Raw genomic sequence first — 24,348 nt, forward strand, 5'->3', positions numbered from 1 at the left:
GCTGTGCACCGGCAAAGGAGTGCGCGATGTCTCCCCGTTTGCAGTTTCGCAGCCCGTCCCGGCAACGGGGGGCGATCGGTTTGATGGCGGCGCTGACATTGGGCATGGCCCTGATGTTCTTGCTGGTCGTGGTCGACAGCGGTCGTTTGTACCTGAAAAAACGTGACCTGCAGCGCGTAGCGGACATGGCCGCACTTGAAGCTTCCACCCGAGGGGGTGATTGCTCCGCTGGCAACACCGCCACCGTCTATGCCACCGCCAGCGCAAACCGTAACGGCTTCACCCTTCCTGACCCCAATCACAATCTGCTGGTCGCTTGCGGCGCCTTGACCCTGGATGCCAATAACCTTCGAGTATTTGGCGCCGACCCGAGCAAGAGCGAAGCCATTCGGGTGATCGCCAGCCATTCGGTCCAGCAGAGCCTCGCCGGCGGTATCGGCGCCTTGTTCGGTGGCGCTCCACGCGCGGCAACCATCAACCTGACGGCCAGCGCTGTCGCCGCATTACCGCCACCGCAGGCTTCGCTGACCCTGCGCAGCACGACGTTGAGCGTCGACACCAGCAAATCGGCCACGCTCAACGCGCTGTTCGGTGGTTTGCTCGGGGGCAACCTGAACATCAACGCGGCGGGCTGGAACGGATTGGTGAACACCAACATCAGCCTGCTCGGCTACCTCGATCGATTGAAGGTCGACCTTAACCTCAGCGCTGCCGGGTATAACCAGGTATTGGGCAATACGATTGCCGTCAGCCAGCTGATTCAGACCGCCGTCAATGTACTGGACCCCGGCGGCACACTTGGCGCGACCGCAACCATTGCGAGTCTTCAAGCGCTGAAGGTTGCGGCAGGCGCAACCACCGTCGTACTCGGCAACGTGCTGCACGTCGAGGCTGGCAGCACCGTGACGGCGCTGGGGACCAACCTGAAAGTGTTCGACCTGATTGAAGCGGTCGTGCAACTGGCCAACAAGAAAAACGGCCTGGTGGCAACCTTGCCGATCAACCTCGCGGGGCTGGCGCAAATCACCGCTCGGGTACAGATACTGGAGCCGCCACAGCTCTCGGCCATCGGCAATCCGAAAAGCGCCGCGCTCGCGCCGTTGGGGCCCAACCGGATCTATGTGAAAACCGCTCAGGTGCGTACATTGCTGTCGATCGACTTGCCGGTGCTCGATTCCATCGTGGCGCTAATCAATGCGGCGGCTGATCTGGCAGGCCCGCTGACCAACACACTCAACGCCTTGCTCAATCTCAACCTGGTGGGAGTGCTCAACTCACTGACCTGTGCCTTGCTCGTGCCCTGTCAGACTCCCGACATCATCGTGCTGCCGCCACCGATACGTATCGACGTGGCGCTCGACGTTGCCAGCGCCAACAGCTATGTCACTGCCTACAGTTGCGTCAGTACCACCAACAAAACCCTGACCACCAACACCAGCACTTCGCTGGTAAATCTGAAGATCGGCAAGATCGATCCAGCCACCGCTTTCGGTAGCAACACCACGCCACCGGCGGTAGTGGTGCAGCCGTTGAAGGTGATCGATATCGGGGTGAAAACCTGTCTGAGGATTCTGTTCCTGCCCATCTCCTGCGACCCGCGAATTCCAGGCGTCGGCGGTGGCATCGATATCATGGCCGACACCACCGTGGCGCAGAGCGCCAACATGCCGCACGTTTATTCCGCACCGCCGGCCACCAGCCTGCCGGAGATCAACCAGGCACCGTTCTACTATTCCTATTCCACCAGCAACATCGTCAGCAGCCTTACCGACACGCTGACCAATATCAAGGTCAACATGTACGGACCGACGGGCAGTCTGGTCGGTGGTCTGGGAGCGATCCTCAGCACTGTCACGACATTGCTGGTCAACGCGATCAACAGCGTGCTCAGCCCGTTACTCGACACCTTGATCAACACACTGCTGCTCAGCCTGGGGATCGATCTGAACAAGGTCGATGTCGGTGCCAACCTCAGTTGTCACTCAGGACGAGCGACACTGGTGATCTGATCGTCGGCGGCAATCGGCAGTTCGATACAAAACCGTGCGCCCTCGACCGAGTTTCTGACGCTCAGTTTTCCGCCCATGTTCTCGACGATGCCGTAACTCACCGACAACCCGAGCCCGGTGCCGACACCCACGGGTTTGGTGGTGAAGAACGGCTCGAAAATCCGCTCCAGCAACCGCGGATCGATACCGCCCCCGTTGTCCTCGACCCACAGTCGCACCGAATACTCATCACGTTCGGCGTACACCGAGATCCACGGTTTGAACTCGCGATCGGCCTCGCGTTTGCCGAGCAACGCATCCCGAGCGTTGACCATCAAATTGATCAACACCTGTTCGAGCTGATCGACGTAACCGCGCACTTGCACTTCAAACCCGGTCTCGTTGACCCGCAGGTCGACCCCTTTGCCGCGCATCCCTTCGGCCAGCAGCGACAGCGTGCCTTCGATGGCTTGCGCCGGATTAAACGGATGCTGCTCGATCTCCGAGCGGCGGCCAAACACCCGCATGTGATCCACCACCCGCGCGGCGCGCTGGACCTGTGCATCGATGCGGTTGAGCTTGTCGGTCAGGTAGTCGATCTGCGCATCGCCGTTGCTCAGACGCTTGAGCACGTTGACGATGGCCATGCGCATCACATTCAACGGCTGATTGATTTCATGGGCCAACCCTGTGGCCATTTCACCGAGGGTGGCCATTTTTGCACTTTGGGTGAGCTGCTGCTGGGCGCGGCGGACCTCGGTATTGTCGCGACCCACGGCCTGAATCTCCAGCAAATGGCCGTGTTCATCGAACACCCCGCGATCCGACCACACCCACCAGGCATGTTCCCGTCCCGGCAGTTGCAGGTTGATTTCCGCGGTGCTGACCGGGAATTCCGGGCTGAGTCGGCTGAGCCGCTGGAGAAACGCTTCGCGCTGTTCCTGCGACATCCAGCCGCCCAGATTCACCCCGGGCAGTTGCTCGGGCTGGCATTCCAGGTAAGTCGCCAGCGGGCGGTTGCCGAAGGTCAGGGTCAGGTCCGGGCGGTAGCGGCAGATCATCGCCGGAGAGTCCTCCACCAGGATCCGGTAGCGTTCTTCACTCTGCTTCACCTGTTCGGCGGCCAGGGTAGCTTCGGTGACGTCCAGCCACAGGCCGACGGCTTCCACCGGCAAGCCAAGGTCGTCGCGCAGTAGCTTGGCTTCATCGAGTAGCCAGTGGTATTCGCCGCGACTGTCGCGCAGCCGATAGCGGGCGCGCACCGAACCTTCACGCAGCAAATGTCGGGTACGTTCGAAGTACCGATCGCGGTCATCCGGGTGCACCCTTTCAACCAAGGTCCCCGTCGCGCAATCAGCCAGTGTCCAGCCGAGCAGCGGCAGTAGGCTGTCACTGAAAAACGTCGGTTGCAGCGCACCTTCGACATAGCGCTGCACGTAGATCACCGCTGGCGAGCTGGCGATCAGATTGTCCAGTCGGGCATGGGCCGCCGCGGCGTTTTGCTCCTGGTTTTTGATGTCGCTGATGTCGAGCATGAAGCCCACCAACCGCCGGCTTTTACCGATGCCCAGGACCTGGCCCTGCAGGCGATACCAGTTCGGCGTTTGCGCCAAACGCACGCACAGCAGCAGTGGAACACCGTCGTCTTGCAAGGTTTGCAGACGACTGCTCAGCTCCTCCCGGTCGGCGGGGTGCACCCGATCAAGCCAGTCGTGCAGCGGCAAACGATCGATCGCAAGGTTAAGGTTATTGGCCAGCGATGGCGCCAATTGCACCTCGCGACTGTCGCTGAACACCTCCCACCATCCGGTGCCGAGCAAGGCTTGCAGCGACTCCAGCCGTTCCAGTTGCAGATGGTGCCGGTGCTCGCGCAAGCGCTCAAGCAACGGGCCTGCCAGCGCGGCGGTCAGTTGTAACCAGTCGCGATCATTCAGGTCGGGTGCCTGTTGCTGCACCGGATAAAGGCCACACAGCAACCAGGCGACCACACCCTGAGCATCGTGATAGGGCACCGCGAACCCTTCGGCATTACCGAAGATGCCTTGCAAACGGGGGTGTTCAGCGGGCGTCAGGCATTGCGGCGCAGAGCCGTTCAGGCTGTCGAGCCCGGTGCCCAGGCGCTGAGCGTTTTGCCACAGCTGGGGCGCATCGAAGGCCGCGTATTGCTGGTGTATCTGCCAGCCTTCTTCCTGTTCATCGAGTAACGCCACAGCAATGCATGGCATGTGGAAACGCTGGGCCAGGCCTTGCAGTTGTTCCGCCAACACCTCGGGCAGGCGCGTCAGGTTGCACCGGCGCAACTGTTCGCCGATCTGCGCTGCGAGTAATTGGCATTGCTCGCGGCTACGTGATTGCCGGCGATCGAGCAACAAGTCGCCGATGTCCAGCAACTGCAACAGCCAGGCATCGGCCATTGGCTGGACCCAGCCACGCAGGTGCAGGGGTTGTCCGTTGAGGCTGTAAAAGTCCAGGTCCAGACTCTGTCCCTGCCAGTCGACGGGCGAGCCTTCAACGGCGAGGCCGCTGTGGGGCATGAGGAAATCGAGCAGGTGCGGTGCTTGCGCCGCGGGCGTCTGCTGGGCCAGCGCATGCCGCAGCGGGCCTGTCAGGTGAATCACTCGACCTTCGGCATCCAGGTGCATCTGCAAACCGACACTTTGCACGCTCAGGGTGTCTGGCGTGTCCACTGGCTGAGGCGGATGGCGGTTGAGCAGGCGCCCGAAGAGTTTGTCTGCGGAACTCAAAATTGCAGGCTCGAACTGGCGGTGAGGTTTGCCGGCAGATTCGGCACTTGGCCAATTCCCGGCAAGGTCAGAAACGGGATGACCTGCTGCAGTTTGCTGGTGGGGTAGCTGATGCTGACCTTCAACACCCCGCCCACGTAGGTGGCGCTGGCGTCAGTGGCGACATTGAAATTCAGTGCGGCAGGAATCCAGGCCAGCTGTCGGCTCAGTTCTGTCGTGGCAATGGTTTTTACCGCGGTGTCGTACCCGGGGGTGCTCGGATCCAGCGCCACGCTTCGGCGCACCGCTTCGGCGGTCGACTGGGTGAACGATTGCATCAGCAACAGCGGCAAGCTGTAAGTGACGATTCCATAAAACACGGCGAAAAAGATGAGAAACACTAAAGCGAATTCAATCGCTACAGCGCCTTTTTGCTTACGGGGGAGGCCTATTTTCATGACTGCGTCTACCCTGATATTCACAACGTGATATCAGCATAGAATCATTCAGCCAAAACGGACGTTTTTTACCGGATGCAGAGCTTTGTATTACTGATCTGGCTGACGCTATGCGCAGCACAGGATGCTCGAGAACGGCACATCGCCAATGGCCTGACCCTTGGCGCAGTGGTGTTGGCGCTGGCGTATCTCCTGTGGACGGGCACTACCTGGCTGGGGGCCGAGGCGGTGCAGGGCGGCTGGGCTTTTTTGCTGGCGCTGGCCTTTACCTTGCCCGGTTATGCGCTGAGACGCTTGGGCGCAGGCGATGTGAAACTAATGACCGGCCTGGGCCTGGCGACGGACGGCATGCACCTGCTCGGCGTGTTCATCGGTGCCGGATTGGCCAGTGTGCTGTGGCTGCTGCTGGCGCCAAGAGTCTGGCTTCATATGGGCCAAGGGCTTAGAAATCGTCTTCAATATCTGGGGCCTGGAATGTCAAAGAAACAGCCCTTTGCACCCTTCGTATTGGTGGGCCTGTTGCTCACACTCGCCTGGTTTCACTAGTCGCCTGCTCTATGTACAGAGTCGGAAAGTACGTCTACTTTCAACTCAGAAGTTGTACAGCCTGTGGCTGTCAGTAGAGGAACGGTCAACGTTGACCTTGCAGGGAGTCGCACGTGAACAAGCTTTCTTCGGCAGTAAAAATCCTTGTGGTCGACGACCAGCCGTTGATTGCCGCGCAGCTTTGTGAGTTTCTTGACGGCCGCGGTTACCGTTGCGTTCCTTGCGAGACTGGCGAACAGGCCGTCGAGCGTTTCAATGAAGACGAAGCGATCGGCCTGGTGCTTTGCGATTTGCACATGCCCGGTCTGGACGGGATTCAACTGGTTCAGGAGCTGCAACGGTTATCCGGCAAGCACCGTGTGTTTGAAGCAATCATGCTCACTGGGCGTGCGGACAAGCAGGATGTGATCAAGGCCTTGCGGGCCGGGTTTGCCGATTACTACCAGAAGCCGATTAATCTGGGTGAGTTGCTCGAAGGGATTGCGCGTCAGGCAGTGGTTTTGCAAGAACGGCAGAAGAGTCTGCAGCTAGGGCATCTGGATCAGAAGCTGCAGTATCTTGCCGAGTCGATCGATGATCTGTATCAGGATCTGGATAAGGTTCGGCGTGGGCCGCGGTTATCGGTTTCCACTGATGACGATGTCAGTGCTGTGGATCGGGTTGAGATTCCGGCAATTTTCAGTCAGCTGTCGCCAAGGCAGTTGGAGGTGGCGCGGTTGGTGGGAAAGGGGCAGACGAATTATCAGATTGCCTGTGAGTTGGGAATTACCGAGAACACGGTGAAGCTTTATGTGTCGCAGGTTTTGCGGTTGACGCATATGCATAATCGGACGCAGTTGGCGCTGGCTTTGTTACCCAGTCATTCTGGATTGCGTCAGGGGCTGACTGCGCATTAGGTTTTGTTGGTGTGCAGTCAGCCCTGAAACGCTAGCCCCAAGCGTCCAATTCCCGGATCAAGACTACCCCCCCGTCCCACTGTCCACCTGCCCGCTCTCATACTGATCAAAGTACTCCGGGATCTCATGCTGATAGCTTTTCAACCAACGCTGCATGCTCAGCTCGCGCTCGGTCGCGGTTGAGGTTTGCGGCTTCTGGGACGCCGCTTTGTTGCTTCTTTGCAGTTGCAGCCAGCCTTCGGTTTCCTGTTGTTGGGCCGAGACGGGACCGGGGTCGATGGCGTAAGTGGTGAGGGGCAGGGCCAGCAGGCCGATGCAGCAGAGGATGGTCGGTTTCATCAAAAGCCTCTCCCTATTGAAGCGTCGGTGTGACGACGGCGACCTGGTTTACGGCGGTCGGGCCGGACTTGCTCGGTGTCTTGAGTCTTTGCGCGCGGGCCTGGGCTTCGGTGACTTGGGCGGGACTCAGGCCGAGACGGCTGACGAGTTCGGCCGCGCGGCTCCAGTCGTCCTGGTAGATCAGCAGCGTTACCAGATTCAACGCTGCCAGTTGATCGCTTTGCTTGAGTTCCATGGCCGTCAGGAATTCAAAGCTCGCATCCTCGACGCGTAATTGGTTGAGGTACACCACACCGAGGTCGTTGCGGATTTTCTCGTCGGTCGGCGCCAGCCGTGCGGCCCGTTGCAAGTGGGCTTGTGCCAGGCCGTTGTCGCCCTTGGCGGCGGCAAGTTGGCCGAGGCCGTGTTCGGCTTCGGCGGCCAGGCAACTGCCGAGCAGGCTGCGGTACAACGGCTCGGCTTCGCTGCGGCCCAGCAGTCGATAGACCTTGGCCTTGCGCAGGCGCACGTCGGCCAGGTTGTCGGGCAGGCTTTGCAGGTTGGCGAGGCTGGCGTGCAGTTTGCCGTCATTGGCCATGTCATCGGCTAGGTTCAGCGACAGCTGTTCCTCGGAGGTCAGCTTGGCGCAACTGGCCGTATTGGTCAGGGCGCTCCAGGGCGTCGCACCGTTGCTCGCACAACCGCCTAATAGCAGCAGAGTCAAACCGGCAATTATTGCTTTCATAACGATCCCTCTAAGAACCAAAGGCATGGGACAGGGCGGTGAAGCCCGGGCCGGCCAGTACGATCAATAACGCCGGGAAGAGAAACAGCATCATCACGACGGACATTTTGGCGGACATCTTGGAGATGTATTCCTGCAGGCGCGTCAGGCGCCGGTCATCGAGCAATTGCTTGAGGGACAACAGGGATTTCATCGCACCGCCCCCCTGATGGATCAACTGCTCAAGGATGACGCAGGTGTCGGTGAACTCGTCGACGGCCAGCAATCGGGTGGCTTTGTTCAGTTCTTCGCCCAGTTCCAGGCCGGAATCGACCCGGGCCAATACCAGACGCAATTCATGGGTCAGGGCCGGCAATAATTGTTTGCCTTCATTGCTCAACACGCGCAGCGACTGCTCCACCGCCATGCCCGATTCGAACAGGATGCGCAGTAGCGGGATGAAGGTGGAAATCTCGGTCGCCAGTTGTTTTTGCCGACGCAGCGCGGCAGCGGCCAGCAACCGTTTGGGCAACAGATAGCCGATGCCGGTGGCGAACATCGGGGCCATCCAGTGGTTGTCTGTGTGTGGGAAGAACACGCCCTGGATCAACAAGGTCAGGGCCAGCGCCAGCACCGGGGCGCCTACCTGGAACGCCGCGAACAGTGAACGTCGCCGGGCGCTGCGCCAGCCGAGGCGGTTAAGCAATGCCTGGGTTTCGTTATCCAGGTTGACCGAGCGCTGACCGATCCGGCTGCTGCCCAGCAGCTGTAGCCACTGGTTTACCCGGTTGTCGCTCGCCAGTTTGCCGTCGAGTCGTTGCGCCACCTGGCGAACCCGCCGACGGTGTTCCAGCAAACCGCTGAGCAGCAACAACGTTGCCCCCAGAAACAGCAATGCGCAGATCAGCAAAGGCACTTTCATACGCTGCGCAACATGTGCCAGAGCGCCAGGCTGCCGACCACCTGCAAGCCGAACGCGGACGCGAGCATGATTTGCCCCGAATGGTCGTGCCACATGGCGAGCAAGTAATGAGGGTTGGTCGCGAGGAAATAGCCGGCCAGACAAATCGGCAAACAGCCCAGGACCCACGCGGTCACCCGGGTTTCACCGGTCATGGCCCTGAGCTGGCGCGAAGCCTGCTCGCGCTCCCGGATCATCTTGATCAGGTTTTCCAGCAATTCGCTGGCATTGCCGCCATAGCGGTGATTGACCTTCAAGCCGAGCGCAAACAGGCGAAGTTCGTCTTTCTCATACAGCTCGGCGAGGTCAGCCGCGGCATCCGGCAGGCTGACCCCCAGCTGCACGTTGCGCTGAATCCGCCCCATGGCGTTTTTCAGCGGGTCTTCAGCGGCGTCGATGGCGCCCAGCACCGCATCGGCCAGGGTGCGCCCGGACTTCAGACTGCGCACGGTGTGATCGAGCATGGGTGGCAGTTGTTCGATCATGCGCTGGAGTCGGCGCTGATAACGCCAATTGACATACAGACGCAGCATCAGCGGCGGTAGCAGTAACAGAACCAGCAAGCCGCCCCAGCCACCGGTAGCAAATCCGAGCAAGATGCCAAAGGCCCAGAGCAGCAGCCATACCCCCAGGCGCTTGGAGGGACGCCCAAGGCCGGCCCGCAGAAAAGCCCGATCCAGACCCGCCCAGGAGGTTTTCGTCAGTACCGGCTGCGGTTGCCCCTGGGTCAGGCGTCCCAGTACCCGCTCGGTGCCGGTCTGGCGCAATCCGCGATAAAACAGGCGGATCGACAGTCCGAGCAAGACCAGGCAAGCGAGGATGAGCAGCACCGGTTTGAGCATGCCGTGGCCTTCAGTACGCAGAGGGAGAGAGCGCCAACTCACGGCGCAGTTTGTCGCCGGCGGGGTTGACCGCCTCGCGCATGAATCCGAAACCGCTGCGCCGGTCGAGCCGGAACAACGTGTTGGTGACATACACGTCATCACGCAAGCCGATCACCTCCACCACTTCGCTGACGCAGCGGCGGCCGTCGGGCATGCGCGTCAGCTGGATCACTACATCCAGTGCGGCGCAGATCATTTGCCGCAAGGTACGTTCGGCGATGGTGCGGCCCGTCAGGCCCACCAATGTCTCCAGGCGCAACAGCGCATCCTGGGCGTTGTTGGCGTGCACGGTGCTCATCGAACCGTCGTGGCCGGTGTTCATTGCGGTGAGAACGTCTACCACTTCGACACCACGAATCTCGCCGAGGATGATTCGGTCCGGGCGCATCCGCAGGGCGTTGCGAATCAGGTCACTGGACTTCACTTCGCCGTGGCCTTCGGCATTCGGCGGTCGGGTTTCCAGGCGCACCACGTGAGGGTGCCCCAGGTGCAGTTCGGCGACGTCTTCGATGGTGACGAGTCGCTCGTGAGGGTTGATCAACTGGCTGAGAATGTTCAACAGCGTGGTCTTGCCGGTGCCGGTGCCGCCGCTGATCAGGATGTTGCAGCGCTTGCCCACGGCCTCCTGAAGAAAGTCGAAGATCGCCTGATCGATGGTTTGCATCGCCATCAGGTCCGAGCTTTTGAGCATGTCCTTGCGAAATTTACGTATCGACAGGCAGGGACCATCGAGCGCAATCGGCGGAATGATCGCGTTGACCCGGCTACCGTCGGGCAGTCGTGCGTCGACCATTGGCGACGACTCATCGAGCCGTCGACCGAGGGGCGCGAGGATCCGTTGCATGACCCGTTCGACGTGATGCGCATCGATGAAACGCAGGTCGCTTTGATGCAGTACGCCGTCGCGTTCAATGAACACCCGGTGCGGGCCGTTGACCAGAATCTCCGTCACCGCCGGGTCCCGCAGCAGCACTTCCAAGGGGCCGAAACCAGTGAGTTCGTCGACGATTTCTTCGGCCAGACGCTCCATTTCATAGCGGGAAATCGCCAGGTGCAGCCGGGCGATGTACTCGGCAACCTTGTCGATGACGAACTGCGAGAGCACCTGCCGCGAACCCTCCAGCAGGTTTTTGCCGGACTCCTCGATGGCGTCGATGATGTAGCGGTGCAGCACCAGTTTCAGACCTTCGTGGTCAGTGTTGCCTGTGGTGGTGCGCACAGGGGCACCGAAGAGTTTTTCACCGCTCATTGCGCACCCCTCAACCGGTTGAACCAGCCAGACTTGGGTTTGGCCACGCCCTCGGAGCGCTTGGCCAACAGATCGCCGAGGGCGCGCAGGCTTTGAGTCAAGCCTTCGCGGGGGGCCAGTTCAAACAGCGTCACACCTTGGTTCTTGGCGTTAAGCCGAACTTCCGGGCTGTAGACGAGGGTCGCGATGATCTCCATGCCGAAGCTTTTGCTCAGGGTGTCGGAGTCCGGTGCGACGTTGCGCAGGTAGCGATCCACCAGCAGTCTGGCGTGATCGAGCTTCATGCCTTTTTCACGCCACAGGTTGAGTACCGCCAGGTTGCGACGGCAGTCGAGTACGTTCTGATCGGTGTACCACAGCAACTTGTCGCAATGGGTGACGAAGGTGCGTAGCGCTTCGCTGTCCGGCTGGCCCGTCAGGTTCACCACGATGTGTTGGAAGTGTTGGCGCAGGGCGCTGAGCAGCATGTACAACTCGGCGGTGCTGGTGTGTTCCAGCGGCTCATCGTGGTGGGCGTAGGCGAGGATCCGCAACCCGGCGACGCAGTTGGTGAACGCGCTGTCGATCAGCGTCGCATCGAGGCGCCGCAAGTGCCGGAGTGCATCGCCGAAGTGGAACGAACTCTCCAGCCCGAGCAAGGCCAGGCTGTCACCACGCGGCAGGCCCAGGTCCAGCAACAGCGTTTGCTGGCCGCTCTTCTGCACCACTTGCGCCATGTGCGTGGCGAGCAGCGCGCCGTCGGCGTTGATCTGCACACCGTAAAGCACCGTCAGGCTACCCAGTTGGGTGTTCGAGGCTACGGGCGGCAGACGTTTGCTCAGCCGTCGCACCAACCCCGCGACTTCACTGGAGCGCGAACCATAGGCCACGAAATCCCGTGCGCCGGCGCGCATGGCATTGAGCACGAGTTGGTTGTCCATGCCATCGCCCAGCGCGACGATCGCCAGCATCGGTTTGGCTTCCAGGGCGCCTTCGATCAGTGCGCTTTGGGCCACCACGTGTTCGCGGTCCAGGCCGATGAACACCAGGCTGGCGAAGGTCACGTCCACCAGCGCCAGCAATTCGTCGAGGCTGCCAGCGCCGGCGCTGACCACTTGGCCCAACGGGGCGAGTGCGCCTTGCAGCCACTCAAGGTCGGTGCTGTTGCGCGTGATCGCGAGGAAGGTCTGGCTCAGGTTCTGGCTCTGGCTCATTGCGATAATCCGCTGCGTTTATCGAAGTTGCCGTTTTCGAGGAAGTACAGGCGATACCAGTTCGGGTCATAGTTGCGCAGCTTTTCACCCGGCAACGACGGCAGCTGTGCGTTGGCAGCCAACGGTTGGACCAGGTGCGGCGTGACGATCATCAGCAGCTCACGCTCTTCGCGGTTGACCGATGAGTTGCGAAAAAACGCACCGAGAATCGGGATATCGCCCAGGCCTGGAAACTTGCTGACTTGCGAAATGTTATGCGTACTGATCAAACCGCTGATGACGAAACTCTCGCCATCGGCCAGCGAGATGCTGGTATCGGTGCGGCGAATGGTGAACGCCGGGACGGTGGTGCCGCCGATGGTCACGCCATTGCTGAAGTCGAGCTCGCTGACTTCCGGCGCCACTTTGAGGGTGATGCGGTCGTGGCTGACCACGGTCGGTGTGAGCGTCAGGCGGATACCGAATTCCTTGTATTCGATGGAGTAGCTGTTGCTGTTGGCGCTGGGCACCGGGATCGGAATTTCCCCCCCGGCCAGGAAGCTCGCGCTCTGCCCGCTGAGGGCCACCAGGCTTGGCCGTGCCAGTGTGTAGGCGAAGCCGCTGCCTTCCAGGGCGTTGACGATACCGAGGACTTTGCTGCTGCCACCGCCCCAGACAATGTTGAAACTGTCGTTGAGCAGCGGAATGCTGGGCACCGCGATCCGCGGATCAATGTTGTGCAGCGGCACCACGCCCGGCGTCACGGCCGTATTGGGCACCGTACCGGGTGCGCCGAAGAGGAAGTTGTTCGAGCCCTTGCCGAAAATCGACGTGCCGGCCTCTTTCAGTTTGGTCCGGCTGACTTCGACGAAACGAATGTCGGTCTGTACTTGCGACGGTAGCAGTGGGTCATCAGAGGGTAACCGTGTCGCGGTGGTCATCGCCGCGGTGGCCTTGCCCTGAACGAACACCATGCTCTGGCGCGGAGCACTGGCGCAGGCGGTCCAGACCATCAGGCTGGTAGCGCCAGGGGCTATCCCGGTTAGCAAAAACGCTTGATTACCGTTAACTCGCACGTCGGCGATTTTCGGGTCACCCACCGCCACCCGAGTGATTGCTACCGGCGATTGCACCTCCTGTTGCAGCCCTTCACTGACTTCCAGCACCGCAGGCAACGGACCCAGCGCGGCGCAATTGCCGGCGGCTGCGACCGTTACGCTGAGCGGCACACCGCTCAGTAAAGAGACCCAGAGCAGGCCTTGAAACAGGGGCATGGAACGACTGCGCATTTAGATGCGTCCTTGCTCGATTCAGGGGGTTTGTTGGGTAATTTCGTTGCCACGGATGACTTCCACGCTCGACTTGCGCGGTGCTGTGCCGCCGTGGGTGACGACAGGTTTGGGTGGGGGCGTCATGGCCAGTTGGCTGAACTGGATCAACTCGCGGTTGGCACTGGCAAGGTTGGCCGATGAATCGCTTTCGCCGGCCCAGTAACGAGCCAGACGTTTTTCATCGGCGCTGCGTACGGCCAGGCGCAACACGCCGGCCTGGGCCGCCAACATCAGGCGACTCAATAGTTGTTCGGGGACGGCAAGCAAGACGCTGCGGGCGCTGGTGCGCAATTGTTCCTGCCTGAGTTTTTCTTCGATGCTGCGGACCGGGCTTGCGGGTTGACCGTCGTTGGTCATCCCCATCTGTTCACCCACCCCGAGCACCCGCAGGGCTGGCACCACCAGTTGCGCCGACGGCTGAAGGTTGTTGTTGTCCATGCGCAGGAACAGCAGTACATCGACATAGTCCCCCGGTGTCAGTTGCCCACCGGCATTGATCACTTCATCCACCGCGACGGCAAGGGCGCGTTCATCGGGACGAATCATCCGCGCCAGTCTGCCGCCGGCTTCAAAACTTTCATCATTGAGCCAGGTGCCGGCGCTGAGGGCGCGCCAGGGCGTTCGGCCAATCGCTTGATCGAGGCTGCTCAGGCTGCCGGCCGGGACGGTACGGAGTTTTTCCAGGGTCACGTCGGTTGCACTGATCGGCACGAACGGTGGCACATCATGCAGCAACACCACGACCGGTTGGCGGGTGGTGTCGTCCACGGGGGCAGGCGTCTGGGCGATGGGTGCAGGCGTGACGATCCCGGGTTGCACGACAGGCTCGGGAGCGGGTTGGCGGCTCAGTGTGAGGCCCCAGTAACCGGCAATAATGGCGCCCACCAGAAACAAACCGGCCAGGCCCAGAGTGATACGACTGTTCATGACGGCTCTCCCTTTCCTGCTGCTTGAGACCTCGTCGCATCCAACGAGACAACTTCGCAATCAGGCAGCTATGAACATGGAACTATTTCGCTATTTGACGGTAGCTCAGCTAGAGCAAAAAGCCATTACGGGACTGAAAATAACGAACGAAAGTAAGTAGCTAGGGCGAAAAAGTGACTTTTTTGGCGTCAACGAAGCGACTAATACTTTAGTGATAATTCGTTCTTACAGTTGTGGGTACGGGGAATGCCGACAATGCTGATGCTGGCAAAGGGGAATCATGTTGCGACTGTGCAACACCCGCCGTCTTTCAGGAGAGCTGCCATGTCCTTTACAAAGATTGCTCAGAAGATCAAATCCGAAATCGCTTTTTACAAGGGACTGGCCAAAGATACCGAGGGTGCCTCAGGTATTGAGTACGCGATTGTTGCGGCCATGGTTGCGGTGGTGATTGCCGGACTCAGTGCTGGAATGGGCACTACGATCACGAATATCTTTGGAAAAATCACTACTGCATTGGGCGGTACACCGTAACTTGCTAATGTCCCAAAGGGCTTCTAACGTCAGCGCTTAGTCCATTGCAGGTGTTGCCCATGAACGCTCCCTCACTTCCACGCCAACAGCTTCTTCTGGTCGATGATGAGGAGGATGCGTTGCTGGAGTTGGCGGAGTTGCTGGAGGGCGAGGGCTTCAATTGCTTTACCGCCACCTCGGTCAAGCTCGCGCTGAATCATCTGACGCGCCACCCTGATATTGCGTTGGTGATCACTGATCTGCGGATGCCGGAGGAGAGTGGCATGTCGTTGATCAAACGGTTGCGCGAGCATACGTCCCGCCAGCATTTGCCGGTGATTGTGACGTCGGGGCATGCGGACATGGAGGATGTCAGTGACATGTTGCGGTTGCAGGTGCTCGACCTGTTTCGCAAGCCGATTTATCACGTGCGGTTGTTGGAAACGTTGAATAATTTGTTTCCGCAGCCTCGCATGGATTTAGTGAGTCCGTGAGGACGGCGCTAGCTGATTGATCGTTCCCACGCTCTGCGTCCCAAGAGCCGAACGCAGAGTTCGGAAACGATCGGGTCAGGCAACCGGCCGCCAATGCCCAGCCATATGCTCCAAATCCCCCGCACCCACCAACAGCAAATCCCCGCTCGACCCTGCCGCACTGGCCAGCAACGTCACCTCACTGGGCAACCGCACCGGTTTGCGAAATTGCACCGCAATCTCGACATTCGCCGCCGGCAGATGATCACTTAACGCCGCCAGCGTACGCGCCTTGTTCCACAACCCATGGGCGATGGCGGTAGGAAAACCGAAGAGTTTGGCGCTGATGGCACTCAGGTGAATCGGGTTGTAGTCGCCGGACACTTTGGCGTACTGCCGCCCAATGTCCGACGGCGCTTTCCAGCGGGCGACTTCCGACATCTCCAGCGTCGATGCCAACACGTCCTCGACGGGCTCGCCTGCGAGTTTGACCCCGCGGCACAACATCTGGCTTTCAGCTTCCCACAACGCCCCCAACTGATCGTCGAGCGTGGTCACCAGATCGAACGTCGCGCCCTTTTCATGGGGTTGAAGGTTTTGCACCTGAACGCTGACCCGCACGCGATTCACGCCGCCCATTGGGCGAAAGATGCGAATGCGGTTACTCAGGTGAATCAACCCCAGCAGCGGAAATGGAAACTCCTTGGCCGTCAGCAATTGCATCTGCAAGGCGAACGCGAGGATGTGTGGATAGGTTGGCGGCAACAAACCGTTTTCGGCAAAACCGCAGACTTTGCGATAGTCCGCCAGGCGCTTCGGATCGACATTGATCCAGCAGCGCAGACCCGAATCGGGCAGGGTGGTGCCGGTGATTTTGCGTCGCGTCGCGGCCCGCACGTACAGTCCCGACAAGCTGGGTTCGCGGTTGAGTATGTGCCAATCGATGATCATGCCTAAGCCCCCAAAACACTTTGTCCGCACACTCGCAGCGCTTGCCCGGTGAACGCGCCGGTGCCCGGTTGAGCCAGCCACGCCACCGCTTCGGCAACGTCTTGCGGCAGGCCGCCCTGGCCCAGCGAACTCATGCGCCGCCCGGCCTCACGCACGCCGAACGGCAGGTGCGCGGTCATCTGGGTTTCGATGAAGCCGGGTGCTACCGCATTGATGCTGATGCCGCGCTCATTCAGCAGCGGCGCCCAGGCTTGGGCCAGGCCAATCAGACCGGCCTTGCTCGCTGCGTAATTGGTTTGCCCGCGATTGCCGGCGATGCCGCTGATGGACGCCAGCAGGATCACCCGGCCGTTGTCGTGCAGGGTGCCGCTGTCGAGCAGTGCCTTGGTCAGCACTTGCGGGGCATTGAGGTTGACCGCCAACACCGCGTCCCAGAATTCCGGGGTCATATTGGCCAGGGTTTTATCCCGGGTGATGCCAGCGTTGTGGACCACGATGTCGATGCCGTCGGGCAGTTGCTCGATCAACTGCGCAGCGGCATCTTCGGCGCAAATATCCAGGGTGATGCTGCGCCCGCCGAGGCGTGCGGCGAGGGCTTCGAGATCAGTCTTGGCCGGTGCTACGTCGAGCAGGATCACCTCGGCCCCGTCACGGGCCAGGGTTTCGGCGATGGAGGCACCGATGCCGCGTGCAGCACCCGTGACCAGTGCCGTGCGGCCGGACAACGGGCGAGTCCAGTCCGTCACTTGTGTGTTGCAGGCATTCAAGCGAATCACTTGCCCGGAAACGAATGCACTTTTGGGCGAGAGGAAAAACCTCAGCGGGCCTTCCAGTTGATCCTCCGCCCCTTCGCCGACATAAATCAGCTGCAAGGTGCCACCGCTGCGCAGCTCCTTGGCCAACGAGCGGCTGAAGCCTTCCAGCGCTCGCTGGGCACTGGCGGCGAACGGATCGCTCAAGGTCTCCGGCGCGCGACCCAGAATCACCAGGTGCGCGCTGTGGTCGAGGTTTTTAATCAACGGCTGGAAGAACTCGCGCAGCTGTTTGAGTTGATCGGCCTGCACCAGGTCACTGGCGTCGAACACCACGGCTTTGAGTTTGGGGCCGTGGCCGGGAATCCACGCAGTGGCCAGCGAAGGCTCGGTGCCGTAGCTGTAAATCGCATCGGTCAGGCGGTTGGCGAAGGTGCTGATTTTCTCCGTCAACGGGCCACCGCCTAACAACAGCGCCCCCTCGACAGGCCGCAGCCGGCCTGCTTGCCAGCGCTCCAGCCGAACCGGTGACGGCAGACCCAGGGCCCCGACCAAACGATGGCCGATGGACGAATTGGCGAAGTCGATATAGCGGTCAGACATGGAACGCGCTCCAGCAGCTGGGGTTCAAAGTGTGGACCATGAATGGCAATCAGTCGTTCGATCCACGAGATAAGGCCTACGCTAGAACATTGTAGGAGGGCGGTTCTCAATTTGAATATTTCATCAGGAGCTTTTCATGACTCAACTGCGCCGCGTTGCGATTATTGGTGGTAACCGTATTCCCTTCGCCCGCTCCAACGGGCCGTACACCACCGCCAGTAATCAGGCGATGCTCACCGCCGCGCTCGAAGGCCTGATCGAACGCTACAACCTGCACGGTTTGCGCCTGGGCGAAGTGGCGGCGGGGGCGGTGGCCAAGCACTCCCGGGATATGAGCCTGATCCGCGAATGTGTGCTCGGCTCACGGCTGTCGCCAACCACCCCGGCCTACGACATTCAGCAGGCGTGCGGCACCGGTCTGGAAGCGACGTTGCTGGTGGCGAATAAAATCGCGCGGGGCCAGATCGAATGCGGCATCGCTGGCGGCGTCGACACCACCTCCGACGTGCCGATGGGCGTCAACGAAGGCCTGCGCAAAATCCTCCTGCAAGCCAACCGCGCCAAAACCACCGCCGATAAACTGAAAACCTTCCTGCAACTGCGCCCCCGTCACCTGATCCCGGATCTGCCAACCATCAACGAGCCACGCACTGGCCTGTCGATGGGTGAGCACTGCGAGTTGATGGCCCAGGCCTGGAACATTCCGCGCGACGAACAGGACCAACTGGCCTTGGAAAGTCACCAGAAAATGGCCGCGTCCTACACTGAAGGCTGGCACAACGATTTGATGACGCCGTTCCTCGGCCTGACCCGCGACAACAACCTGCGCCCGGACCTGACCCTGGAAAAACTCGCCTCACTCAAACCGGTGTTCGAGAAAAGCGCCAAGGGCACCCTGACGGCGGGCAACTCGACGCCGCTCACCGATGGCGCATCGCTGGTGCTGCTGGGCAGTGAAGAATGGGCCAAGGAGCGCGGCTTGCCGGTCCTTGCCTATTTGCGCGATGGCGAGGTGGCGGCGGTGGATTTCGTCAACGGTGCGGAAGGATTGTTGATGGCGCCGGTGTATGCAGTGCCGCGTTTGCTGGCGCGCAACGGCCTGACCTTGCAGGACTTCGATTACTACGAAATCCACGAAGCCTTCGCCGCGCAGGTGCTCTGCACGCTGAAGGCCTGGGAGGATCCGGAATATTGCAAAACCCGCCTCGGTCTTGATGCGCCACTGGGCTCCATCGACCGCAGCCGCCTCAACGTCAAAGGCAGTTCACTGGCGGCGGGGCATCCGTTTGCAGCGACTGGCGCACGCATCGTCGCGAGCCTGGCGAAGTTGCTGGATGCGGCGGGGCAGGGTCGAGGGTTGATCTCGATCTGCGCCGCCGGTGGCCAGGGTGTGACAGTGATTATTGAGCGCTGAGGACTGCGGCGCTTTGCTGTTGGGCCAGCTGCCGGTTGCGGTTGGCGTAACTCTCGGCCATGACCGAGCAGACGATCAGCTGCAACGGGTGGTAGATCATGATCGGCAACAGGATCAGCCCAAGCCCCGGGTTGGCGCCGAAGATCAGTGTCGCCATTGGCGCACCGGCGGCCAGTGATTTTTTGCTGGCGCAGAATACCGCGGCGATTTCATCGGCCGGGCTGAATTTCAATGCGCGAGCGGTGCGGGTGGTCATCCACAGGATGATCGCCAGCAGGATCGCACTGCCGATCAGTGCCGTGAGGATTACGCTGTTGCCCTGCTTTTGCCACATTCCCGAGACCATCGAATTGCAGAACGCCGCGTAGACCAGCAACAGAATCACCAGCTTGTCGGCGATGTTGGTGTAGCGCTTGTGGCGGGCGAAGAACTTGCCGAGGAACGGCCGAACCAATTGGCCGAGCACCAGCGGCAACAGCAACATGGCGCAGAGGTCGAGCAGGGTTGCGCCCAGATCGATGCCGCCGGCGCCGCTGCCGACCACGAAACTCACCAGCAACGGCGTCAAGAAAATCCCTAGCACGCTGGACAGGCTCGCGTTGAGAATCGCCGCCGGTACGTTGCCGCCCGCGCTGCCGGTCAGGGCCACGGACGAGGAAATGGTCGAGGGCAGGGCGCAGAGGTACAGGAAGCCCAGCATCAGCAGCGACGGAATGTGCGAACCCAACAGCGTGTCGCTCAGCAGCCAGATCAGCGGAAACACCGCGAAGGTGAACCCCTGGACCATCACGTGCAGCTTCCAGTTTTTCAGACCGTGAGTGATCTGCTCGCTGGACAGGTTGACCCCGTGCAGGAAGAACACCAGGAACACGCCGATGTTGATCACGTATTCAGCGTGCATTCCGCCGCCGGTGGCACCAAAGGTCGGGAAGAAATACGCCAGCAGCGTGGCGATCAACATGCCGCACAAGAACCAGTCGGTGACCACGCGTTTGAGGTGTTTGAAGGCATGCATAACAGGCACCGAATACATTTGTAAGAATTGGTGACTTAGCCTAACGTCGGCTCCATCAGCCGTCTTGCGACATAAGGCCAATCAATGCCGACTAACGGACAACTTTCCCTCGAGCGGACGATTCCGACGCTGACGGCGCTGCCGCGTCCGCTGTATGCCCGTGCGGAAAGTCTCAACGCCGGTTCATGGACGCCGCCGCATCGACACGATTGGGTGCAGTTCTCTTACGCGATCAGCGGCGTTCTCGGCGTGCACACCGCCGAAGGCAGTTTCTTTGCGCCGCCGCAGTGGGGCATCTGGATTCCGGCCGATCTCGAGCACCAGGTGGTGACTTCGATGCGCGCCGAGATGCGCAGTCTCTATGTGCGCCGCGAGGATTGTGAATGGGCGGACGGGCGTTGCCGGGTGCTGGAAGTGACGCCGTTGGCCCGGGAGTTGATCAAGAGTTTTTGTTTGCTGCCGGTTGAATATCCACAGGGCGACAGCCAGGAAGCGCGGCTGGTGAGTGTGCTGCTGGATCAGTTGGCGCATCTGCCGGAGGTTGGCTTTTCGCTGCCGTTGCCGCGCCATGAACGGTTGCTGGGGTTGTGCAACGAACTGATTGAAAGCCCTGAGCGCAATGTGACCTTGCAGGCGTGGGCCGAGCGGTTGGGCACCTCGGAGAAAACCTTGATGCGGCTCTTTCAGCGTGAAACCGGGTTGAGCTTTCGAGGGTGGCGACAGCGGATGCGGTTGCTGTCGTCGTTGAGTTTGCTGGAGGAGGGGGACAGCGTGACCAATGCCGCGCTGTCTTGCGGGTATGACTCGACTTCGGCGTTTATTGCGGCGTTCAAAAGCCTGTTCGGGTTTACCCCAGGAGAATTGTTCAAGCAGTGACGGCCCAATCGCGAGCAGGCTCGCTCCCACAGGGTTTTGCAGTGTCCTTGTGGGAGCGAGCCGGCTCCGGGCGGCGTTCCGACGATTGGCCGCGTAGCGGCCACCGGGGTTTTGGATCAGGTTCTGAAGCGGCGCACCAACCCATCCAGCTCATTCGACAACCCTGCCAGACTCTGCGAATCCAGCCGCGCCGAGTTCGCCAGTTCCGCCACCAACTGCGCATCACCATGAATCTGGCTGATGTGCCGATTGATGTCTTCAGCCACCTGATGCTGTTCTTCTGCCGCGGTAGCGATCTGGGTGTTCATGTCACGGATCACGTCCACCGACTCCCGAATCAGCCCGAAGCTGCTGCGTGCTTCACCGATCCGCGTTACCGATTGCTGAGACACTTCCAGGCTGGCGTGCATTTGCTGAGTCACTTGACTGGTGCGCTTGGCGAGGTTGCCCAGCAAACCGTCGATTTCCGCCGTGGAATCCGCCGTGCGCTTGGCCAGCGCCCGAACTTCATCGGCCACCACCGCAAACCCACGACCCTGTTCACCAGCCCGTGCCGCTTCGATAGCGGCGTTCAGCGCCAGAAGGTTGGTCTGTTCGGCAATCGAGCGAATGGTCCCGAGGATTGACTGAATGTCGTTGCTGTCGCGCTCAAGCTGCTGCATCGACTGGGCCGACTGTTCGATTTCCTGGCTTAAGCGATCAACGCTGGTCACGGCTGCATCAATCTGTTGCTGACCTTCACGCGCCTGACGCTGGCCGCTGTCGGCCGATTCCGCCGCCTGGCTGCAAGAACGCGCGACTTCGTTGGCGGTGGCGACCATTTCGTGGAACGCCGTGGAGACCATGTCGACCGCTTCACGCTGACGCCCGGCGGCTTCGGCCATGTCGCTGGAGACCTGGGTCGAACTCTTGGAGGTGGCGAGGATCTTGGTCGCGGCGCCGCCAATGCTCTGGATCAGGTTGCGGATCGCCGCCAAGAACTGGTTGAACCAGTTGGCCAGTTGCGCGGTTTCGTCGCTGCCACGGATTTGCAGGTTCTTGGTCAGGTCGCCTTCACCTTGGGCGATGCCTTCCAGACCGCTGGCCACGCTGCGGATCGGTCGCACGATGAGGCTGGCGAAACTGGCGCCGACGATGGCGAAGAACACGGCCAGCACGGCGGCGATGATCGCGATCAGCCAGGTCAGCTGGGTGGCCGAACTCATCACATCGGTCTGCTTGATCAGGCCGATAAAGGTCCAGCCCAGCTGCTCAGACGGCCAGACGTTGGCCATGTAGCGTTCGCCGTTCAGCTCGACTTCCACCAGCCCTTTGCCGGCCTTGGCCAGTTGCGCGTAGCCCTCGCCGAGGCTGCTCAAGGCTTTGAAGTTGTGTTCCGGTTGCTTCGGATCGACCAGCACGGTGCCGGTGTTTTCCAGCAGCATCAGGTAGCCGGTTTCACCGAGCTTGATCTGCTTGACGATTTCAGTGAGCTGCTTGAGCGTCACGTCGATGCTGACCACACCGCCATTGGTGCCCAACTTGTTGTCGATGGTGCGCACGGTACTGACGTACGTCGCGTCGTCCTGGGCCCAGTAATAGGCCTCGGTGCGGAACGGCTTGCCCGGTTTGGCCTGGGCAGCCTTGTACCAGGGGCGCTGGCGCGGGTCGTAGTTGCTCAGCTTGGCATCGTCCGGCCAGGACACATAACCGCCCGCCGCGGTGCCGAGGATGGCATAGGCGTAGGACGGGTGACTGTTACCCAGGTCCTGAAGGAGGCCGAAGACCTTCTTGTCCATCTCGCCTTGAGGAATGCTTTCGGCGTTGGCGCTCATGTACGTCTTGAGGCTGTCGTCGGAATTCTTGATCAGCGGTTGGGTCGCCAGGTAATCCACGTTCTGGCTGATGCCGTCAAAGAACAGTTGCATGGCGTTGCTGACCTGACGAATCTCGCGACCACTGCCGTCAACGAAACTGTCCTTGGCATCACTGCGCAAGTTCAGCACAACCAGGGTAGCGACCAGCACCACCGGCAAGCAGGCGATGATTGCAAACGCCCAGGTCAACTTCTGTTTGATGTTCATCCGCGCTCCAGATTTTTCTTGTAGGCCCACGCAGTGCAGATGACTCGCGGATTATTGGCAGAACGATTGTCGGACAAATCACTTTGTCATTGATAACTTCGGCTGATGGCTGGGGAAATTTAGGCCTATTAAGAAAAATCCTACGAAGGGTATGAATCGAGATGTCAGCTTCTGTCGCAAATACCCGCTTAGCCCTTCAGCAACAAGTGACGCAGGGTCAGCTATGATCTGTGGCGGCCGATGACGACCGGCGGTTGCTGACTGATTAAACCGGCACATTGTGTGCTTCTTGACGGTCACAGGAACGTTCATAGGTCGGCAACCCCTCCCCCGAATGAGTGGATTGCCGTATAACGAATGACTTTCGCGTGTTTGGTAATAAAGGACCCCCAATAAAAGCTGATGAAGACTCCAAAACGCATTGAACCCCTGATCGAGGACGGTCTGGTCGACGAGGTGCTGCGCCCACTCATGAGTGGTAAAGAAGCAGCTGTTTATGTGGTGCGCTGCGGCAACGAGTTACGTTGCGCGAAGGTCTACAAGGAGGCGAATAAACGCAGTTTCCGTCAGGCGGCCGAGTATCAGGAAGGCCGCAAGGTGCGCAACAGCCGTCAGGCTCGTGCGATGGCCAAGGGCTCCAAGTTCGGCAAGAAAGAAACCGAAGACGCCTGGCAGAACGCCGAAGTGGCGGCATTGTTCCGTCTGGCCGGTGCTGGCGTGCGGGTTCCTCAGCCTTACGACTTCCTTGAAGGCGTGCTGTTGATGGAGCTGGTGGCCGATGAGTACGGTGATGCCGCGCCGCGTCTGAACGACGTGGTGCTGGAGCCGGATCAGGCGCGCGAGTATCACGCGTTCCTGATTTCGCAGATCGTGCTGATGTTGTGTACCGGTTTGGTGCACGGTGACCTGTCGGAGTTCAACGTACTGCTGACCCCGACCGGCCCGGTGATCATCGACCTGCCGCAAGCGGTCGACGCGGCGGGCAACAACCACGCGTTCAGCATGCTGGAGCGGGATGTTGGCAACATGGCGTCCTACTTCGGGCGGTTTGCGCCGGAGTTGAAAAAGACCAAGTACGCCAAGGAAATGTGGGCCCTGTTCGAAGCCGGCACCTTGCACCCGGCCAGCGTCTTGACCGGCGAGTTCGATGAGCCGGAAGAGTTGGCTGACGTTGGCGGGATCATGCGTGAAATCGAGGCGGCACGCCTTGATGAAGAGCGCAAGCAAGCGATCCGCGCTGCTGACGACGCGCCACCGAGCAAAGCCGAAGAACCGCCTCCGCCCTGGATGCAGTGATCGGTTAACGAAAAACCCGGCTGTTGGCCGGGTTTTTTTATGGGCAATAGGGGTTGTCGTGTGGTGTCAGGTAGATCTACCCCCTCACCCCAGCCCTCTCCCCCACGGGGGAGAGGGGAAAGGGAGCAGATATCCATTGCTTTCAAATCCTGAGTTCGACACGAGCTCTCAGGTCGCAGATTTTCTTGAGATATCCCCAATCAGTCCCCTCGCCC

At 60.4% G+C, this 24,348-nt stretch carries 22 protein-coding genes and 1 pseudogene; 8 read left to right on the plus strand and 15 right to left on the minus strand.

Annotation, left to right across the window (positions count from 1 at the left end):
• Positions 1-26: 26 nt before the first annotated feature.
• A complete protein-coding gene (locus ACYZTZ_RS00335; protein ID WP_461996873.1) occupies positions 27-2,009 on the plus strand; it encodes a pilus assembly protein TadG-related protein in 1,983 nt (660 codons plus the stop codon).
• Here the strand turns inward: ACYZTZ_RS00335 and ACYZTZ_RS00340 are convergent.
• Together ACYZTZ_RS00340 and ACYZTZ_RS00345 are read right to left on the minus strand one after the other, a co-directional pair.
• Positions 1,979-4,732, minus strand: a complete 2,754-nt coding sequence (locus ACYZTZ_RS00340; protein ID WP_461996874.1) for an ATP-binding protein — start codon at positions 4,730-4,732, stop codon at positions 1,979-1,981. The two genes, ACYZTZ_RS00335 and ACYZTZ_RS00340, sit on opposite strands and share 31 nt — an antisense overlap.
• Positions 4,729-5,169, minus strand: coding sequence for a TadE/TadG family type IV pilus assembly protein (locus tag ACYZTZ_RS00345; protein ID WP_461996875.1), 441 nt, complete (start codon positions 5,167-5,169; stop codon positions 4,729-4,731). Before ACYZTZ_RS00345 ends, ACYZTZ_RS00340 begins: the two co-directional genes overlap by 4 nt.
• Before the next feature lie 75 nt (positions 5,170-5,244).
• On the opposite strand from ACYZTZ_RS00345, the gene ACYZTZ_RS00350 reads away from it, so the two are divergent.
• Positions 5,245-5,715 carry a prepilin peptidase gene (locus ACYZTZ_RS00350; protein WP_461996876.1) on the plus strand — a complete coding sequence of 157 codons (471 nt, stop codon included), beginning with the start codon at positions 5,245-5,247 and terminating at the stop codon, positions 5,713-5,715.
• Between the two features lie 113 nt (positions 5,716-5,828).
• On the plus strand, positions 5,829-6,611 hold the full coding sequence (locus tag ACYZTZ_RS00355; RefSeq protein ID WP_461996877.1) for a response regulator: 783 nt from the start codon (positions 5,829-5,831) through the stop codon (positions 6,609-6,611).
• Between the two features lie 63 nt (positions 6,612-6,674).
• Here ACYZTZ_RS00355 and ACYZTZ_RS00360 read toward each other — a convergent pair whose 3' ends face one another.
• Genes ACYZTZ_RS00360 through cpaB form a run of 8 tightly spaced genes read right to left on the minus strand, consistent with a single transcriptional unit; the run spans position 6,675 to position 14,177 of the window.
• The gene (locus ACYZTZ_RS00360; RefSeq protein ID WP_461996878.1) at positions 6,675-6,950 is read right to left on the minus strand and encodes a DUF3613 domain-containing protein; all 276 of its coding nucleotides are present in this window, start codon (positions 6,948-6,950) and stop codon (positions 6,675-6,677) included.
• Between the two features lie 13 nt (positions 6,951-6,963).
• On the minus strand, positions 6,964-7,674 hold the full coding sequence (locus ACYZTZ_RS00365; RefSeq protein ID WP_461996879.1) for a hypothetical protein: 711 nt from the start codon (positions 7,672-7,674) through the stop codon (positions 6,964-6,966).
• 10 nt (positions 7,675-7,684) lie between these two features.
• Positions 7,685-8,575 carry a type II secretion system F family protein gene (locus ACYZTZ_RS00370; RefSeq protein WP_461996880.1) on the minus strand — a complete coding sequence of 297 codons (891 nt, stop codon included), beginning with the start codon at positions 8,573-8,575 and terminating at the stop codon, positions 7,685-7,687.
• A complete protein-coding gene (locus ACYZTZ_RS00375; protein WP_462000628.1) occupies positions 8,572-9,456 on the minus strand; it encodes a type II secretion system F family protein in 885 nt (294 codons plus the stop codon). The genes ACYZTZ_RS00370 and ACYZTZ_RS00375 overlap by 4 nt, the downstream gene beginning before the upstream one ends.
• A gap of 10 nt (positions 9,457-9,466) precedes the next feature.
• Positions 9,467-10,747, minus strand: coding sequence for a CpaF family protein (locus ACYZTZ_RS00380; protein ID WP_056746180.1), 1,281 nt, complete (start codon positions 10,745-10,747; stop codon positions 9,467-9,469).
• Complete coding sequence (locus ACYZTZ_RS00385; protein WP_461996881.1) at positions 10,744-11,940, minus strand: AAA family ATPase; 1,197 nt, start codon at positions 11,938-11,940, stop codon at positions 10,744-10,746. The genes ACYZTZ_RS00380 and ACYZTZ_RS00385 overlap by 4 nt, the downstream gene beginning before the upstream one ends.
• Entirely contained in the window at positions 11,937-13,208 is a 1,272-nt protein-coding gene (locus ACYZTZ_RS00390; RefSeq protein ID WP_461996882.1) for a type II and III secretion system protein family protein, read from the minus strand. Before ACYZTZ_RS00390 ends, ACYZTZ_RS00385 begins: the two co-directional genes overlap by 4 nt.
• Before the next feature lie 21 nt (positions 13,209-13,229).
• A complete protein-coding gene (gene cpaB, locus ACYZTZ_RS00395) occupies positions 13,230-14,177 on the minus strand; it encodes a Flp pilus assembly protein CpaB (RefSeq protein ID WP_461996883.1) in 948 nt (315 codons plus the stop codon).
• Positions 14,178-14,501: 324 nt separating this feature from the next.
• Between cpaB and ACYZTZ_RS00400 the strand changes: the two genes are divergently transcribed.
• Positions 14,502-14,711 (plus strand): Flp family type IVb pilin, encoded by a 210-nt coding sequence (locus tag ACYZTZ_RS00400; protein ID WP_347802889.1) that lies wholly within the window; start codon positions 14,502-14,504, stop codon positions 14,709-14,711.
• A gap of 59 nt (positions 14,712-14,770) precedes the next feature.
• Entirely contained in the window at positions 14,771-15,184 is a 414-nt protein-coding gene (locus ACYZTZ_RS00405) for a response regulator (RefSeq protein WP_046044730.1), read from the plus strand.
• A 75-nt stretch (positions 15,185-15,259) separates the two neighbouring features.
• Here ACYZTZ_RS00405 and ACYZTZ_RS00410 read toward each other — a convergent pair whose 3' ends face one another.
• Both ACYZTZ_RS00410 and ACYZTZ_RS00415 read right to left on the minus strand, forming a co-directional pair.
• Positions 15,260-16,114, minus strand: coding sequence for a MaoC family dehydratase (locus ACYZTZ_RS00410; RefSeq protein ID WP_461996884.1), 855 nt, complete (start codon positions 16,112-16,114; stop codon positions 15,260-15,262).
• A gap of 2 nt (positions 16,115-16,116) precedes the next feature.
• Positions 16,117-17,469, minus strand: coding sequence for a 3-oxoacyl-ACP reductase (locus tag ACYZTZ_RS00415; RefSeq protein WP_461996885.1), 1,353 nt, complete (start codon positions 17,467-17,469; stop codon positions 16,117-16,119).
• 136 nt (positions 17,470-17,605) lie between these two features.
• Between ACYZTZ_RS00415 and ACYZTZ_RS00420 the strand changes: the two genes are divergently transcribed.
• Complete coding sequence (locus tag ACYZTZ_RS00420) at positions 17,606-18,883, plus strand: acetyl-CoA C-acetyltransferase (protein WP_461996886.1); 1,278 nt, start codon at positions 17,606-17,608, stop codon at positions 18,881-18,883.
• Here the strand turns inward: ACYZTZ_RS00420 and ACYZTZ_RS00425 are convergent.
• Positions 18,870-19,898, minus strand: a complete 1,029-nt coding sequence (locus ACYZTZ_RS00425; RefSeq protein WP_461996887.1) for a bile acid:sodium symporter family protein — start codon at positions 19,896-19,898, stop codon at positions 18,870-18,872. The genes ACYZTZ_RS00420 and ACYZTZ_RS00425 overlap by 14 nt on opposite strands.
• Positions 19,899-19,982: 84 nt before the next feature.
• Here ACYZTZ_RS00425 and ACYZTZ_RS00430 point away from each other — a divergent pair, with 84 nt between their 5' ends.
• On the plus strand, positions 19,983-20,774 hold the full coding sequence (locus tag ACYZTZ_RS00430; RefSeq protein WP_461996888.1) for an AraC family transcriptional regulator: 792 nt from the start codon (positions 19,983-19,985) through the stop codon (positions 20,772-20,774).
• 116 nt (positions 20,775-20,890) lie between these two features.
• Here the strand turns inward: ACYZTZ_RS00430 and ACYZTZ_RS00435 are convergent, their stop codons facing one another.
• A complete protein-coding gene (locus tag ACYZTZ_RS00435; protein WP_371916927.1) occupies positions 20,891-21,658 on the minus strand; it encodes a methyl-accepting chemotaxis protein in 768 nt (255 codons plus the stop codon).
• 90 nt (positions 21,659-21,748) lie between these two features.
• Positions 21,749-22,837: pseudogene (locus ACYZTZ_RS00440) on the minus strand (cache domain-containing protein); the annotation flags it as partial.
• 402 nt (positions 22,838-23,239) lie between these two features.
• On the opposite strand from ACYZTZ_RS00440, the gene ACYZTZ_RS00445 reads away from it, so the two are divergent.
• Complete coding sequence (locus ACYZTZ_RS00445) at positions 23,240-24,133, plus strand: PA4780 family RIO1-like protein kinase (RefSeq protein WP_056746159.1); 894 nt, start codon at positions 23,240-23,242, stop codon at positions 24,131-24,133.
• Positions 24,134-24,348: the final 215 nt, after the last annotated feature.

Source organism: Pseudomonas sp. LB3P58 (assembly GCF_054897895.1).

Bases quoted from the DNA above. Each gene is read 5' to 3' on its own strand.
- ACYZTZ_RS00405 (WP_046044730.1), top strand. From the start codon at position 14,771: ATGAACGCTCCCTCACTTCCACGCCAACAGCTTCTTCTGGTCGATGAT.
- ACYZTZ_RS00445 (WP_056746159.1), top strand. From the start codon at position 23,240: ATGAAGACTCCAAAACGCATTGAACCCCTGATCGAGGACGGTCTGGTC.
- ACYZTZ_RS00360 (WP_461996878.1), bottom strand. From the start codon at position 6,950: ATGAAACCGACCATCCTCTGCTGCATCGGCCTGCTGGCCCTGCCCCTC.
- ACYZTZ_RS00425 (WP_461996887.1), bottom strand. From the start codon at position 19,898: ATGCATGCCTTCAAACACCTCAAACGCGTGGTCACCGACTGGTTCTTG.
- ACYZTZ_RS00435 (WP_371916927.1), bottom strand. From the start codon at position 21,658: ATGGCCGAAGCCGCCGGGCGTCAGCGTGAAGCGGTCGACATGGTCTCC.
- ACYZTZ_RS00415 (WP_461996885.1), bottom strand. From the start codon at position 17,469: ATGTCTGACCGCTATATCGACTTCGCCAATTCGTCCATCGGCCATCGT.
- ACYZTZ_RS00430 (WP_461996888.1), top strand. From the start codon at position 19,983: ATGCCGACTAACGGACAACTTTCCCTCGAGCGGACGATTCCGACGCTG.
- ACYZTZ_RS00385 (WP_461996881.1), bottom strand. From the start codon at position 11,940: ATGAGCCAGAGCCAGAACCTGAGCCAGACCTTCCTCGCGATCACGCGC.
- ACYZTZ_RS00380 (WP_056746180.1), bottom strand. From the start codon at position 10,747: ATGAGCGGTGAAAAACTCTTCGGTGCCCCTGTGCGCACCACCACAGGC.
- ACYZTZ_RS00400 (WP_347802889.1), top strand. From the start codon at position 14,502: ATGTCCTTTACAAAGATTGCTCAGAAGATCAAATCCGAAATCGCTTTT.
- ACYZTZ_RS00345 (WP_461996875.1), bottom strand. From the start codon at position 5,169: ATGAAAATAGGCCTCCCCCGTAAGCAAAAAGGCGCTGTAGCGATTGAA.
- ACYZTZ_RS00390 (WP_461996882.1), bottom strand. From the start codon at position 13,208: ATGCGCAGTCGTTCCATGCCCCTGTTTCAAGGCCTGCTCTGGGTCTCT.
- ACYZTZ_RS00335 (WP_461996873.1), top strand. From the start codon at position 27: ATGTCTCCCCGTTTGCAGTTTCGCAGCCCGTCCCGGCAACGGGGGGCG.
- ACYZTZ_RS00365 (WP_461996879.1), bottom strand. From the start codon at position 7,674: ATGAAAGCAATAATTGCCGGTTTGACTCTGCTGCTATTAGGCGGTTGT.
- ACYZTZ_RS00370 (WP_461996880.1), bottom strand. From the start codon at position 8,575: ATGAAAGTGCCTTTGCTGATCTGCGCATTGCTGTTTCTGGGGGCAACG.
- ACYZTZ_RS00420 (WP_461996886.1), top strand. From the start codon at position 17,606: ATGACTCAACTGCGCCGCGTTGCGATTATTGGTGGTAACCGTATTCCC.
- cpaB (WP_461996883.1), bottom strand. From the start codon at position 14,177: ATGAACAGTCGTATCACTCTGGGCCTGGCCGGTTTGTTTCTGGTGGGC.
- ACYZTZ_RS00410 (WP_461996884.1), bottom strand. From the start codon at position 16,114: ATGATCATCGATTGGCACATACTCAACCGCGAACCCAGCTTGTCGGGA.
- ACYZTZ_RS00350 (WP_461996876.1), top strand. From the start codon at position 5,245: ATGCAGAGCTTTGTATTACTGATCTGGCTGACGCTATGCGCAGCACAG.
- ACYZTZ_RS00375 (WP_462000628.1), bottom strand. From the start codon at position 9,456: ATGCTCAAACCGGTGCTGCTCATCCTCGCTTGCCTGGTCTTGCTCGGA.